General features: G+C 37.7%; 10 protein-coding genes. All 10 read right to left on the reverse strand.

All coding sequences use genetic code 11. From position 1 onward, the window contains the following. Positions 1–1479 carry a sensor histidine kinase gene (locus tag B0X80_RS18925; RefSeq protein ID WP_077343142.1) on the reverse strand — a complete coding sequence of 493 codons (1479 nt, stop codon included), beginning with the start codon at positions 1477–1479 and terminating at the stop codon, positions 1–3. A gap of 22 nt (positions 1480–1501) precedes the next feature. Beyond that, complete coding sequence (locus B0X80_RS18930; RefSeq protein WP_077343144.1) at positions 1502–1717, reverse strand: histidine kinase; 216 nt, start codon at positions 1715–1717, stop codon at positions 1502–1504. A gap of 16 nt (positions 1718–1733) precedes the next feature. Further along, entirely contained in the window at positions 1734–3080 is a 1347-nt protein-coding gene (locus tag B0X80_RS18935) for a sigma-54-dependent transcriptional regulator (protein ID WP_077343146.1), read from the reverse strand. A gap of 231 nt (positions 3081–3311) precedes the next feature. Next, positions 3312–5234 carry a bifunctional diguanylate cyclase/phosphodiesterase gene (locus B0X80_RS18940; protein ID WP_077343148.1) on the reverse strand — a complete coding sequence of 641 codons (1923 nt, stop codon included), beginning with the start codon at positions 5232–5234 and terminating at the stop codon, positions 3312–3314. Positions 5235–5238: 4 nt separating this feature from the next. Continuing rightward, entirely contained in the window at positions 5239–5946 is a 708-nt protein-coding gene (locus B0X80_RS18945; RefSeq protein ID WP_077343150.1) for a transglutaminase-like cysteine peptidase, read from the reverse strand. Positions 5947–5961: 15 nt separating this feature from the next. Next, positions 5962–6594, reverse strand: a complete 633-nt coding sequence (locus tag B0X80_RS18950; protein ID WP_077343152.1) for an OmpA family protein — start codon at positions 6592–6594, stop codon at positions 5962–5964. Beyond that, entirely contained in the window at positions 6587–7975 is a 1389-nt protein-coding gene (locus B0X80_RS18955; protein WP_089024923.1) for a TolC family outer membrane protein, read from the reverse strand. The genes B0X80_RS18950 and B0X80_RS18955 overlap by 8 nt, the downstream gene beginning before the upstream one ends. 26 nt (positions 7976–8001) lie before the next feature. Further along, positions 8002–9348, reverse strand: a complete 1347-nt coding sequence (locus B0X80_RS18960) for an HlyD family type I secretion periplasmic adaptor subunit (RefSeq protein ID WP_077343170.1) — start codon at positions 9346–9348, stop codon at positions 8002–8004. Positions 9349–9374: 26 nt separating this feature from the next. Beyond that, positions 9375–11549: a type I secretion system permease/ATPase gene (locus B0X80_RS18965; RefSeq protein ID WP_077343154.1), complete on the reverse strand. Its 2175-nt coding sequence runs from the start codon at positions 11547–11549 to the stop codon at positions 9375–9377. 103 nt (positions 11550–11652) lie between these two features. Next, positions 11653–13427, reverse strand: a 1775-nt coding sequence (locus B0X80_RS20485) for an Ig-like domain-containing protein (RefSeq protein ID WP_175623992.1), incomplete at its 5' end; no start/stop codon positions are given.

Below are 13427 nucleotides of genomic sequence, written 5' to 3' on the forward strand. Positions count from 1 at the left end.
TTAACTGGTTGTGGTAAACGTGAAATTATGTGGAATTTTTATAGTGAATTCAGTACCTGAATTTATTTCACTTTTTACGGATATATCGCCGCCGTGGCGTTCAACAATTCGTCTACATATTGCTAGACCTATGCCTGTTCCTTTGTATTGGCTACGTGTGTGTAGTCGTTGAAAAGGGATAAAAATTTTGTCTTCAAACTCTTGTGAAAAACCAATGCCATTATCTTTTATGGTGATTTCGTACCATAGGCTGTCTGTTTTTAATATGGGATCAAACGCGTAGCTTTCATTGTAACTAATATGAATAACAGGGGGGATATCGTCTTGTTTAAACTTAATGGCATTGCTTAATAAGTTTAAAAATAATTGATTAAGCTGTGTTATATCGCCATTAATCTCCGGTAAAGGAGTTGTTTGAATGGTGGCTGAACTTTCATCAATGGCAACTTCTAAATCGTCTATTACATCGATTAGCACTTGATCAAGCGATACAACAACAAAGGCTTTGCCTCGCGTATTTATGCGAGAGTATTCTAACAAGTCGCTGATTAAGTTAGACATACGTTCGGCAGCGTTGTACATGCGTTTTAAATAGTCTTGTCCTTTAGGATCTATGCTTGACGAGTAACTTGTCATTAACCGGTCACCAAAAGCTCTGATTTTGCGTAATGGTTCTTGTAGATCGTGCGAGGCGACAAATGCGAAGTCTTCTAGTTCACGGTTACTACGTGCCAGCTCTTCTGCGTATAAGGTAAGTTCTTTGGTGCGTGCTTTTACTTCGTCTGCTAGTTTTATGTTTTGTTGTTCTAAAGAGTTTTTATATTGTTGTTCTGTTTTGTTGTTTACTCTAACTAATACCCACAAACCCAGTAATAGTAAAAAACTGGTAATGGCTGAGATGCTGAAGGTAAATTTAGCTTCTTGTTCAATGAGTTCTAGTTTTTTGTATAGATGGTTGCGGTGTGTAACTTCCGCATCTTGTAGTTCGTCGAAGTGTTTTTTTATTTCATTATAAAAGTTTTTTCCTCGACCTGTCATCACTGCTTTAAGCGCGCTTTTTTCTTTATCATTTAATGCTAAATCAACCGTAAAGCTGAGTTCTATTAACTTTTGTTCAACTAAGCTTAGTAATTCAATTTGTTTGCTTTCTAGGCCAACCATATCTAAGCGAAGTTTTTTAACTTCTTTAATTTGGTTCATTACCTGAGAAATAGCTTCTTGGTAGGGGGCTAAATAGTCTTTATTTTCTGTTAATAAGTAACCACGTTGGCCGGTTTCTGCCGATAGAACTAGAATGTGTAATTTGTCTAAAGACAAAATAACTTCGCCCGTATTGGTTAAGCCTTTTTGGGTTTTTGAAAGTTGGTCGATAGTTTTAATGGCGAGGGTTACATTAATGCTAATAACCCCAATAACGATAATAAAAACTAACGCCCATGAAACTTTTTTATTATCTAATAATTGTTTAATGGTTAACATGTAAAAACCTATTTAATGAGTATTACTTGTTGGATATTTGCTCTAAAAATTGGCTACATTCTTGGCATGAGTCAATAATTTTATTAGCAGCTTCTAGGGCTTTTTCTGGCGGCATTTCGTTTTCAATTACCAATTTAATTAGCTCAGCCTGCATTGATATTCTATTTAGCGGAGCTCGGGCATCGTGAATGAGCTCGTTAATGTTTTTTGATGGTGCTTCGTTGTTTTGATTGGTCATTTCCATACCTTTAATATTAGTCTTTAAAGTCGCCATAAGCATGTAAGCGGTTGTAGAGGGTTTTAGTGCTAATGCCTAACATTTCTGCGGCGAGCGATTTGTTGCCGTTAACATCGGCTAGGGTAACTTTAATTAATTCTTTTTCAACGTCTTCAATAGTTTGCCCAGCAGTTAAGCTATGTTTTTGTTCCGATATTGAAGAGAAGGGAGAACGGAAATCTTTGGGTAATTCAACTGATGCTGATTGCGGATCAGACATAATAAAAGCACGATGAATGGTATGACGTAGTTCGCGTACGTTACCTGGCCAGTCGTAATCAACAAGTCGTTGTAATTGCGTTGCATCCCATTGATGATTTCGATCATATTCGTTATTTAATTCGTTTAGAAAGGTGTTGGCTAATAAGGGGATATCTTCTTTGCGTTCACGCAATGCAGGAATTGAAATAGGAAAAACCGCAAGTCGAAAATAGATATCTTCTCTCAGGCATTTTTTTTCAGCGATTTCAGCAACCGACCGATTAGATGCCGATATTACGCGACAATTCACGTCGATTTCTTTAGCTCCACCTACCGGTGTTACTTTTTTATTTTCGAGTACACGCAATAAGTTAGGTTGCATGTCTATTGGCATTTCGGTGACTTCATCTAAAAATAAAGTGCCATTTCCGGCTCGTTGAAAAACACCTTCTTTTTTCGCTATAGCACCGGTAAATGCGCCTTTTTCATGACCAAATAGTTCGCTAGTGATCAGATCTTTTGAAATAGCACCACAGTTGCTTGCGACTAATTCATATTCACTATTATTCGCTTTGTTGGTCGCGTAATGTATCGCTTGTGCTACCACTTCTTTACCAACACCACTTTCCCCCATAAGCATGACATTAGCTTGAGTTCGTGCGACACGTTCTATCATAGTGTAAAGCTCTTGCATTGCTTTTGATTCGCCAATTAAACAATCAAAATGTTTAGTAGGCATAGATGAGTCATTTTTTTTGCTAGGTTTTTTTTGGGTTTTATGGGATAAGGCTTGCTCTAAATCTTCACGTTGTAATGGTTTAGCTAAATAACCTATTTTGGGGCCGCATAGGCTACTGAGCATACCTTTAACAAGGGGATGCCCTGTGATCAGTGTAATATAAGGTGATTTGTTTGATTTATTGATGTGATCAATTAAATGTAAGCCACTTCCATCAGGTAACATAAAATCTAAAAATATATGGTCAAAATCGTTAAATTCTAATATCTGATATGCCTCTTCTAATGAACTTGCTGTAGAAGTGTCATGACCTAGAAATTCAATAATGTGACAAGCGACGTTGGTAAATTCCTCATCGTCGTCAACCAGTAATATATTTAACACGAGCATCCTTTTTTAGCTTTTAACTTAATGCATTGATTCACTCTATTTGTAGGGTGTTCAATGGCTTTAATACAATAAATATATAATACAGTGTTTAGGAAAAAAACGATCACTTATTCTTTTTGAAAGGTAAAAGTTTATGTCTTTTGCAATAATTTTAGGAGATGGGGTGTTGCATTGGAGGGTAATCGCGGCGTTTTTTTGAAACCACCGCGATTAGCTTAGTTATTTTTACAAGGTTATATCTTCAGGTGCTGATATGTAACCTTGGTAGCCATCAGCTCTTAAAGTAACAAAGTGAGCGAGTTGTTCTTGGTCTTCAATTCCGGTGATGATCACCTCAATTTTTAAGCCTTTAGCAACACTCATTAAAGCACGACATAGTTCGTTGTTTTGATTTAACTTTTCATAAAAGGCAAAAGACTGATCTAGTTTAATATAGTCAGGCTGTAGCTTACGCAAATAATCAAGAGAACCAATTTGACGGCCGCATTGATCTATTCCTATTTTTGCGCCTGCTGCTTTTATAATTTGGGCGATGTAATTACATTGGTCAAAGTTGTTGAGTAGAGCAGACTCAGGTATTTCAAATAAAATACGATCAACATGAGACGATTGTTTAAGAAACTCTCCCAGCCACTGTGCAAAACTCGCATCTAAAAGGCTATCGTGGGTTAAGTTTATTGCTACAGGTTGTTGGGCTAATTTTAAAATATTTTGTTTTTCAATGGTTTCTAGCAAGCACTTGTCGAGTTGACTACCCAGTGATAACAATTCAATAAAGGGCATAAACTCGGCAGCGCTAACGGTTTGATCGTCTATGTTTAGGCGACAATAAATTTCGCGTTGAATAATATCTTTCGCGGGCATGTTGCATATTTTTTGCCACTGGAATACGAAGTGGTTGTTGTTAATGGCATCTTCTAATTTATGACGCCATTGTTCGCGACTATATTTTTGTGTTTGTTGTGTATCGATCCAGTGACTAATTTTATTCTCGCGGTGCGCTTGTTGTAGTGCGTTATCTGTTTGCGACATTAAGTCTGAAGGTTGCATGTTTTCTATACGTTCGCTAATACCTATGTAAAAGTCGGTATTTGGCAAACAGCCAGCTTTGGTAATTTCTTGGTTGATCAGTCGAATAAGCGTTTGCAGGTATTTTTCAATTTGGTGATGCTCGGCTTTGGTGATCAAAAATGCAAATTCGGTATTGGCAATACGGGTAATTATGCTGTCTGCAATTTCAGGTAATTCAGCTTTCATTCTATTAGATAAAGTTCTAATAATTTCATCGCGACCTTGATAACCGTATTTACTGTAAACCTCTTCTAGCCAATCAAATTTAGCTAAAATAAGTCCGCCGTAGCCAGGTTCGTTAAGCCAATTATTCATTTGAGCAGATAGGTATTGGCGATTAGGCAGTTGAGATACTTGATCAATGAGCTTGTCTTCTTTTAGCTCGCTGACTTCTTGATCGAGTGTTGAAAATACTTGCTGTAGCTGAGATGACATTGAGTTAATCGCAATAACAAGTTCTTGTAATTCGGCTGTTTTAGGTAGTTTTATGTCTTGGCCAAATTTTCGTTGTGCTATTTCTCTTGCTTGAACCGCAACGCCATTTAAGGGTTTTAAGATACGGTTTAGTCTGAGTCTTAGTGCAAAAATAGAGACGATAAAAAGAAAAGATAATACCATGATGGTGTCATTCATTATGCGCCATAATTCTTGGTAACCATGGGCGGGATGTGCTTCTATTTCAAGCTTGGCCAGTTGCATCCAACCTGAGGTTATAACACTTTCCTTTTTTTGCACTTTAAACAGGTTTAAGTCAACAAACCATTGGGGCACACCTTCAATAACTATGGGGTTTTCCCATACTTGTTCTTTACCATCAACTAACCATGTTAGGGTCACTTTACGATAAAACCCGCCTTCAAAAATAACATTAACTAGCGTTTCCGCAGATACCATATCGCCTGTTTCTATATGGGGTTGCAGCATTAAACCTAATGAGGTCATGGTGTTATTGAGATCTGAGGCCATTTGCTGGCTCATAAAGTCTTTGGTTTGATTAAACTGGAAGTAAACCAAGCTGGTCATTACTAAGAGAAATAATCCAAACAATAATGAGTTTATTTGTCTAAATAGGGTCATTGCTTTAAAACTCCAGCTTTAGCTTAGGTTGTTTAAGGGTTGAAGTATTTATACGTTGACGTAGATCGCGCCATCTTTTAAGCCGTGATGATGTGCCACTTAGTACACCACGGCCTTTTTCTTTATTAAGCCATAATTGGCTACCATTAAAACTGTATATAGGTACTAGGTCGTTACGTTGCGTTGCTGGCTTTATTCGTCCGTCAATATTATCTAAAATTAATGGAACAGAGCTAGGGGTATCGTAATAGGCTAAAACCATATGATATTGATTAAGGTTTACGGCTTTAACCATGGTGATTTTCATTTTATCGTCAGGAATGCCCAGCTCCAGTAGTGTAAAATATTTCGCAATAGAATAGTCTTCACAATCGCCACCATTTACACCAATAAATTCGACAGGAGTTGCCCAATAATTTTTAACACCCCAGAGTTTTATATCATCAATAAAATGAAATAGATTAAAGAAACTATTAACCTTTTGTAGTCGTTCTATTTCAGATTGATCTGGTGTTGGTGTCATTAGCTTTATCCATGCTTTACCGCGCTTTCCTGCTCGAATTCCGTAACTTTTTTCTAAAGATTGTACTATTTTTTCACCATCTAAGGGTGCTAGAGGAGCCGCATAGAGCATAGATAGCAATAGCATACTAAAGAGTAATACTTGAATTAACTTTGATAACATTGCTGTTAAAAAGCAGCTTATCTTCATATTACTCTCAAAGGGTTACAACGCTTGATTAACGGTATAAATTGTCCATTTCATATCGTCGATACCTTTAACCGCGTTTACTTTTGCCATAATACGACGGTTAATTGCATGTGCTTCAGGCGTGTCTCCCTCTGCTTCTAATCTATCAAAACCATAACCAAAAGAGCTCACGCGGCTTTTATCAATATTAAATTCATTCACTAGTACTTGTACAATGGCGTTTGCTCGGTTTTCTGATAGTGTTTGATTAAGGTCTTTCATACCCACTTTGCTGGTATGTCCTTCGATAATCACGTTAACGTCTTTGTGTTCATTTAAGAAGTCAGCTAATGCTTTAATTTTACTATAAGCCGAGCGAGGCACCTCGTAGGAGTTATTGGCAAATTTGATATCAATATTTAGTGGTTCATTAAGTTGTTTTTTTGTGCCACATCCGTAATTATCAATAGTGGCTCCCAATACGGTATTTGCACATTTATCACGTGCTTTTATTACCCCGTCACTGTCATAATCATCTAAATTTTCTAATTGTTTAACAGGCTCTTCAATAACGACTATTGGTTGAGTAGCACAAGAGGTTATTAACATTAAGGCAAACGATGTAACAAGCAGTTTGAGTGTTCTGTTTAGTGTGATTAGCTTATTCATAATCGTGCTCTCCTTGCCATGCTGTTGAGCGTGTTACTCGTAGTGAATCAAGTAATTGGCCGGTAACATTGAGTAATCTATATTGCGCATTTAATTCATTAAAGTCAGCGTCTAGGTAGTCTTTTCTTGCTTCAAATAACTCATTTTCTGTATCAAGTAAGTCTAATAAATTTCTTTGGCCTAAACTAAATTGATCTTTGTACGCTAACTGCGTTTCTTTGGAGGTAATTATATGTTGTTTAATATATTTTTTTTGTAATGAGAGCATTTCAAATGCGTTCCATGCAAGCTCATAACTTTCAGTTACTTGGCGGTGTGCGCTGTAGTTTATTTCTCTTGCTTCGTTTATTTTATAAGCGGCACTGCGTTCTTGCGCAACATCTTTACCGCCTGAAAAAAAGTTGTACTTTAAGCGTAACATAGCGCTAACTTCATTGCGGTGTCCACCAACATTAGGGCCAAAACGATTTAACCCACTTTCGCCATCAATGTCGTTATATGAATTAGCGCCAAGTTCTAAAGCTAATTCAGGGTAGTAACTGGCTTTAACTGACTTTTTAAACGATTGTGCTGCGTTTATGTCTTGTTGTGCAGATTTAATAACGGGGTGATTTTCAATAGCAAAGTCTAATCCTGTGCTTTTATCTTTAGGTAGCATGTCTGCATCAGGCACTGGAAGCACTAAGTCTTTTGGCAGAGCATTAGTTAATCGAATAAATTGAGCTCTTGCATCTAATTGATTGTTGCGTGCTGCAATTAGGTTTGATTGAGCACGGGCTACTCTTCCTGTAACTTGTGATAAATCAGCTATGCTGCCTAAACCTGAGTCGGTACGCTCTTTTATACGTTCATATATTTCTTGATGAGAGGCTACATTTTTTTCTGCCAAAGCGATCATTTCTTCCGCTTTTAAGTAATTTAAATAGGCTTTTGTTACTTCTAAAGCTAAGTCTTCAGCTGAAGCAATTAATGCCCATTTTTCTGCATTGGCTTCGTGTTTGGTGCGATCTACTTCACTGCTGGTAAACATACCATCAAAGATCACTTGTCTTAAGCTGACACCTAATTCACCTCGTTTTAATTCGGTTTTTCCGTCATCAAAATTAAGGGAGCTTCTACGATTTCCAGGGCTGTCGGTGTATTCATAGCCGTATCCAGCAGTTAAGTCTATTGTAGGTAAATATCCTGCCGATGCGCGATTAACATCTTCTTCTTTCGATTTAAAACGGGCAAAAGATTGGCGAATATCAGGGTGAGAATCTAAAGCATGCGCAACGGCTGATTCTAAACTTTGTGAATTGACTGGGAGAGAACATAATGTAGATAAGCTAATTAAACTTATAATGCCTACTTTGCTCATACTAAACTTGTTTATTTTCATAAATATTCCGTGTTATTAATGATTACCTAGCGTTCACGTAATGCTGATTGTTTTGCTCGTAATATAGGGTTCAATATATAGTCTAATATTGTACGTTTTCCTGTGATCACATCAACATCAGTCATCATTCCTGGAATGATAGGCATGTCTTCGTTATTGCTATTTTTTATACTTGAGGCATCAGTTTTTACTCTGATCAAATAAAAACTGTTACCTTCTTCATCTTGTGTTGTGTCGGCGCTAATATGTACGACTTCTCCAGTTAAACCGCCATATCTTGCAAAATCATAAGCGGTTATTTTAACTACAGCGGGTAACCCAGGATAAATAAAAGCGATATCTCGAGGTTTTATTTTTGCTTCAACCATTAACATGTCTTCGGTTGGTACTATTTCCGCAATAGTTTCCCCTGATTTTACAACACCCCCTAGCGTATTAATATGTATAGTTTTAATGGTACCTACAACGGGGGATACGATTAATGCTTTTGTGACTTTGTCTTGAGCGCCAACTTGCGATTCATTAATTCTAGAAAGTTTATTTTGTAGTTCATTAAGTTGAGCTCTTGCATCAGCACGATATTTTAATGCTGTTTCACGACGGTTTAAGATAGATTCTTGTAAAGAGGATTTTAATTTAGGAGAAAGTAAGCGAATGGCGCTTAATTCACCTTTTAACTCGTTTACACTGCGTTCTAATTTATATAATTCTATTTTAGACACTATGTTTCTTTCTGCTAATGGTCGAGTGAGATCAAGTTCTTTGGTGGCTAAATTATAGCTAATTTCCATGGTTTCTATTTTAGAGTCTAATTCGGCTATTTCTTGTTCTCTTTGTTGTATCTGTTGGCTTTGTATAGCGAGTTGATTGATTAGGTTGTCAAGTCTTCCTGTATATTCATCTTGTTGTCGTTGAACCATAAATTCGGCGTTAAGATTAAGATCTTCCGGATATTGTGGCACTTGTTTTTTTAAGTCTATTTGCAATCGCCAGTCGTCGTTTGTGCCAATAATAATGCTTGAAAGTTCGGCTCTTAAACGAATAATGTTGGCTCTTAAGCTATCAACTTCTTGTTTTTGTTCGGCAAAATCAGAACGGAATCGAGTGTCGTCAATTCTGGCGATAGGCTGACCTTTTGTCACTTGCATTCCTTCTTGTACAAATAGCTTTTGTAATACACCGCCATCTAAACTTTGAATAATTTGTAGTTGAGACGAAGGTATTACTTTTCCTGAACCTGAGGTAACTTGTTCTAATGCCGCAAAATTTGCCCAAACAATAAAGCTAAAGAGTAGCCCCGCCATTGCCCAAATAGTTAATCGATGCAAACTAGGTACTTCAGTTAATAGTGCGCCGTATACATCGTCTGCCATATCTAAATCTTGTTGGCTTACTTTCTTCAAAGTGAAACCTCCTGATTTATTTTTCCGCCGTTAAGTTGTTGCAACACTGTATCTTTAGGCCCATCAATGACTAATTTACCTTTTTCTAAAATAATAATACGGTCAACTAAATGTAGCAGTTCCATTTTATGGGTAATGAGTAGTAATGTTTTGTCTTTCGCGGTTGCTGCTATAGATTGAATAAATTGTTTTTCTGCTCGAGCATCAAGGCTTGCGGTGGGTTCGTCTAACAATAATATTTGTGGTGCATTTAAAATAGCTCTGGCTAAGGCTATTGATTGGCGTTGCCCACGAGATAAAGCAATACCGTTTTCGCCTACTTGACGATCAAGCCCTTGAGATTCATTGTCAGTAAAGCTACTGACTCCTGAAAGTTGTACTGCTCTGATCAGCTGATATTCGGTCACTTGTCGTGTACCAAATAATATATTGTCGCGAACGGTGCCATGAAAAAGAGTGATGTCTTGAGGTAAATAACCAAAATTTCTACGTAAGTCACTTGGATGAATTTGCTGATGGTTTAAACCATCGAAACGTATACTTCCCGATGTAGCTTGGTAAAGGCCTAATAATAATTTAGCTAAAGTGGTTTTACCTGAGCCATTGCGACCCACTATGGCAATTTTTTCACCTTGTTTAATGTTAATCGATAATTGTTGTAATGCTTGATGATCAGTATCAGGGTATTTGAATGCTATATTTTCTGCTGATATATTTCCTGACAGTTTTGTACGGCTAGGTAGATGAGCTTTATCTTCAAATTCACCTTCTTGATCCATTAAGGTGGTGAGCTGCCTTAGTGCGCTGATGGTTTGATTAGAACGTGTCATTAAGCCTGCGAGTTTTGCTATAGGGGAGATTGCTCTACCTGTTAACATTACTGCGGCAATAATTCCCCCCATAGATATCAGGTTATCTGAAACACGATATACACCTAAAACAACGACTGCTACAACAGATATTTGTAAAATAAAGCTGGCAAAATTAACAACTGAATTTGTGATGATTTTTGATTTAAGTAACCAGGTTGATGTATGCCCGATCATTTGTTGCCATGCGTTTTGTACTACACCTTCTGCGCCATTGGCTTTAATGGATTCTAAAGCGCTAAGACATTCAACTAAATGACCGTGGCGTAATCCCGAAAACTTATTACTTTCTTCAATGGCTGCTCGTAATTTAGGTTGTTTTATAATGGTATAACCAATAATTAATATGGTGGCAATAATAGGGAAGAGCACAAGGTCTCCAGCAACTAACCATATACAAAACATAAATAAAAAGGCGAAAGGTAAGTCAACCAAAGCGGTGATAGTGGCGGATGATAAAAATTCTCTGACATTGTCAAATTCACTGAGTTGTTTAGCCATTCCTCCTACACTTGGCGAGCGTTTTTCGAGGGGGATACCAATGACTTTTGCAAAAAGTTTAGATGAGACTTCAATATCAATTTTTTTACCAGCTACATCAATAAGGTAGCCACGTAATTGTTTTAATATAAAGTCAAATATATAGGCTATTCCTGCACCAATGGCGAGTACCCAAAGTGATTCAAAAGCTAAGTTTGGTACAACTTTGTCGTAAATATTCATTACAAAAAGTGGTGAAACTAAAGCAAATATATTCACCATAATAGAGGCTATGATCACATCGCGATATATTGGAGCTGCACCTTTTATATGCTGTAATAACCAATGCTCTGTAGAGTCGTTGATATGAACATCGAAATTTCGGTCGCCACGATATTGTTGTTTAATCAAAAACAAATAACCAACAAAATTGGACTCTAATTCTTCAATGGTAAGTCGTTCTTCTCCGCCTGTTTCAGGTAAGGTAACAATCGCTTTATTTTCTTCAATATTGAGTTCTTGTAAAACGCAGGATTTTTTATCCTTTAGCATTAAAATACAAGGTAACAACATAGAGGGTAATTCGTTTAAACCTTTGCGTACTAATTTTGCACTGAGTCCTGCTCTTGATGCTGCTTGCGGAAGTAGCTCTGGTGTCATGTTGTTACTGGAAAGGGGAAGCCCTGCAACAAGTGCTTCAGCAGAGCATGGGTTGCCAAAGTGCTCGGTGAGTAGTACTAAGCTGTCAAGCAGTGGATCAGAATTCAACCGTTGAGAAGCATTGATAGTCCATTGCGATGAAGATTTAGCAGAGGATTGCACTGAATTTATATTCCTTAAAACATAACAACCAGCAATAGAGTAAATACATTACTGTATTGCTGGTTTTGATGGTAATTACATAACGCGAGTAGCTGTAATTTAACTATAAAATATCACTCGAATCTAGATCTGCAAGTGGAATCGTTGTGGGTACAGAATTATCACTGATGATAACAGCACCGTCAGCCAATAAGTCATTGGTTATACTTTGCTGTTCGGATTTTTCTAATACAATTTGTTCTATTGATTCAATCTGTTCGTCTACTAAATTGGGCTCTGTTGGTATTTCATCATCTTCATGGCCAAATTGTAAAAATTGCTCGATGCTGTTTGAATTTTCATCGCTGACTAAGTCACTTAAATCAAGTGCATTTATATGCATTGTTGTCTCTTCTGGTGAATCAAGTGTGTCGATAGCACTTACTTTTTGTAAGTTGGAAGTATCAATAGTCGTAGACTTATTAAAAGAAACTCCTGAAAAATCATTGGCATCATTAATAAATAAAGGGCTAGGTGCTGGCGTAGGTACAGGATCTGGCACATCGATATGAATGGTTAGTGTAGTTGTATCTGAGTCAGGTTTAACCGTATCGCCATCTTGAATGGTATAAGTAATAACATCAGTAACATCATTTAAAGGAAGCAACATACCACTTTTACTGGTATAGATGTAAGCACCATTATCTTTAACGGTGAAAGTGCCGTACTCAGCAACAATATCATAAGATGTATTAAGAGAATCAAATACATAATCTTGGCCGTTATAGCTTACGTGAGTTAAGGTTATTACCCCATCAGCTGATGTGTCGCTAACATCACCTGAACTTCCTAGTATAATTAAGTTTCCTTTGATTCTGCTTACAGTGGCAGTTCCATTATTACTTTCCGTCAATGTAATGAAATTACTATCGGCGTTTGCAGTAGGTGCTGTATGAGAAACTTCAATGCTCACAGTTGCTGTGTCGGTGTCAGTACCATCACTGAGTGTATAATCAAAACTTGGATGTATTACTGAACCACCCGTAAATCCACTATTTTGGTAGGTAAAGTTACCTTGTGCGTTAATACGTAAAATTCCATCCTGAATGGCTATGGTTGCATAGCCATCTACGGGATCAAATATTAAATTATTTCCATTAACTTGTGTTATTGATAATGCCGCTCCATCACCACCGTCTGAATCAACTTTGCCATCGCCATCATTGTGTGTGATCACATTGCCAGAAACCATTTGGCCTTCATCAACAGAAAAGCTATCGTCTGTTGCAATAGGTGGAATATTTTCAGGTGTCACCTCAATATTGAGTGTAGATGTATCGGTATTCACGCCATCAGAAATCGTATAAAGCACTTCAGGTACAGGGCCGTTGTAGTCAGCTGTCGGTACAAACGTGAAGGTTCCATCAGGGTTAATGGTTAATTCACCTTCCGCTAATGTTGCGGTTGTGCCCAGTGGATCGACAGTGAACGTATTACCGCCTACCGTAAATTCAGTAATAACGGGCGTGCCGTCAGTACTTGCAGCATTGGTGAGCAAGTTACCTGAAAGCGTGCTATCTTCTGGCACAGATAGGGTTTCATTATCATCCGTTAAATCCGATTCAGGTGTCACCTCGATATTCAAGGTAGACGTATCGGTATTCACACCATCGGAAATGGTATAAACCACTTCAGGAACTGGACCGTTGTAGTCAGCCGTTGGCACAAAGGTAAAGGTTCCATTAGGGTTAATGGTTAGCTCACCTTCAGCAAGGGTAGCGGTTGTGCCCAATGGATCGACGGTAAAAGTATTGCCGCCCACGGTAAATTCCGTAATAACGGGCGTGCCGTCGGTGCTTGCGGCATTCGTTAATAGATTGCCTGAAAGCGAACCATCTT

It is taken from the genome of Pseudocolwellia agarivorans (assembly GCF_002000085.1).
Lineage (GTDB): Bacteria > Pseudomonadota > Gammaproteobacteria > Enterobacterales > Alteromonadaceae > Pseudocolwellia > Pseudocolwellia agarivorans.

Coding starts and splice junctions, on each gene's coding strand:
- B0X80_RS18955 (WP_089024923.1), bottom strand. CDS start 7,975: ATGAAAATAAACAAGTTTAGTATGAGCAAAGTAGGCATTATAAGTTTA.
- B0X80_RS18925 (WP_077343142.1), bottom strand. CDS start 1,479: ATGTTAACCATTAAACAATTATTAGATAATAAAAAAGTTTCATGGGCG.
- B0X80_RS18950 (WP_077343152.1), bottom strand. CDS start 6,594: ATGAATAAGCTAATCACACTAAACAGAACACTCAAACTGCTTGTTACA.
- B0X80_RS18960 (WP_077343170.1), bottom strand. CDS start 9,348: ATGGCAGACGATGTATACGGCGCACTATTAACTGAAGTACCTAGTTTG.
- B0X80_RS18940 (WP_077343148.1), bottom strand. CDS start 5,234: ATGACCCTATTTAGACAAATAAACTCATTATTGTTTGGATTATTTCTC.
- B0X80_RS18930 (WP_077343144.1), bottom strand. CDS start 1,717: ATGACCAATCAAAACAACGAAGCACCATCAAAAAACATTAACGAGCTC.
- B0X80_RS18945 (WP_077343150.1), bottom strand. CDS start 5,946: ATGAAGATAAGCTGCTTTTTAACAGCAATGTTATCAAAGTTAATTCAA.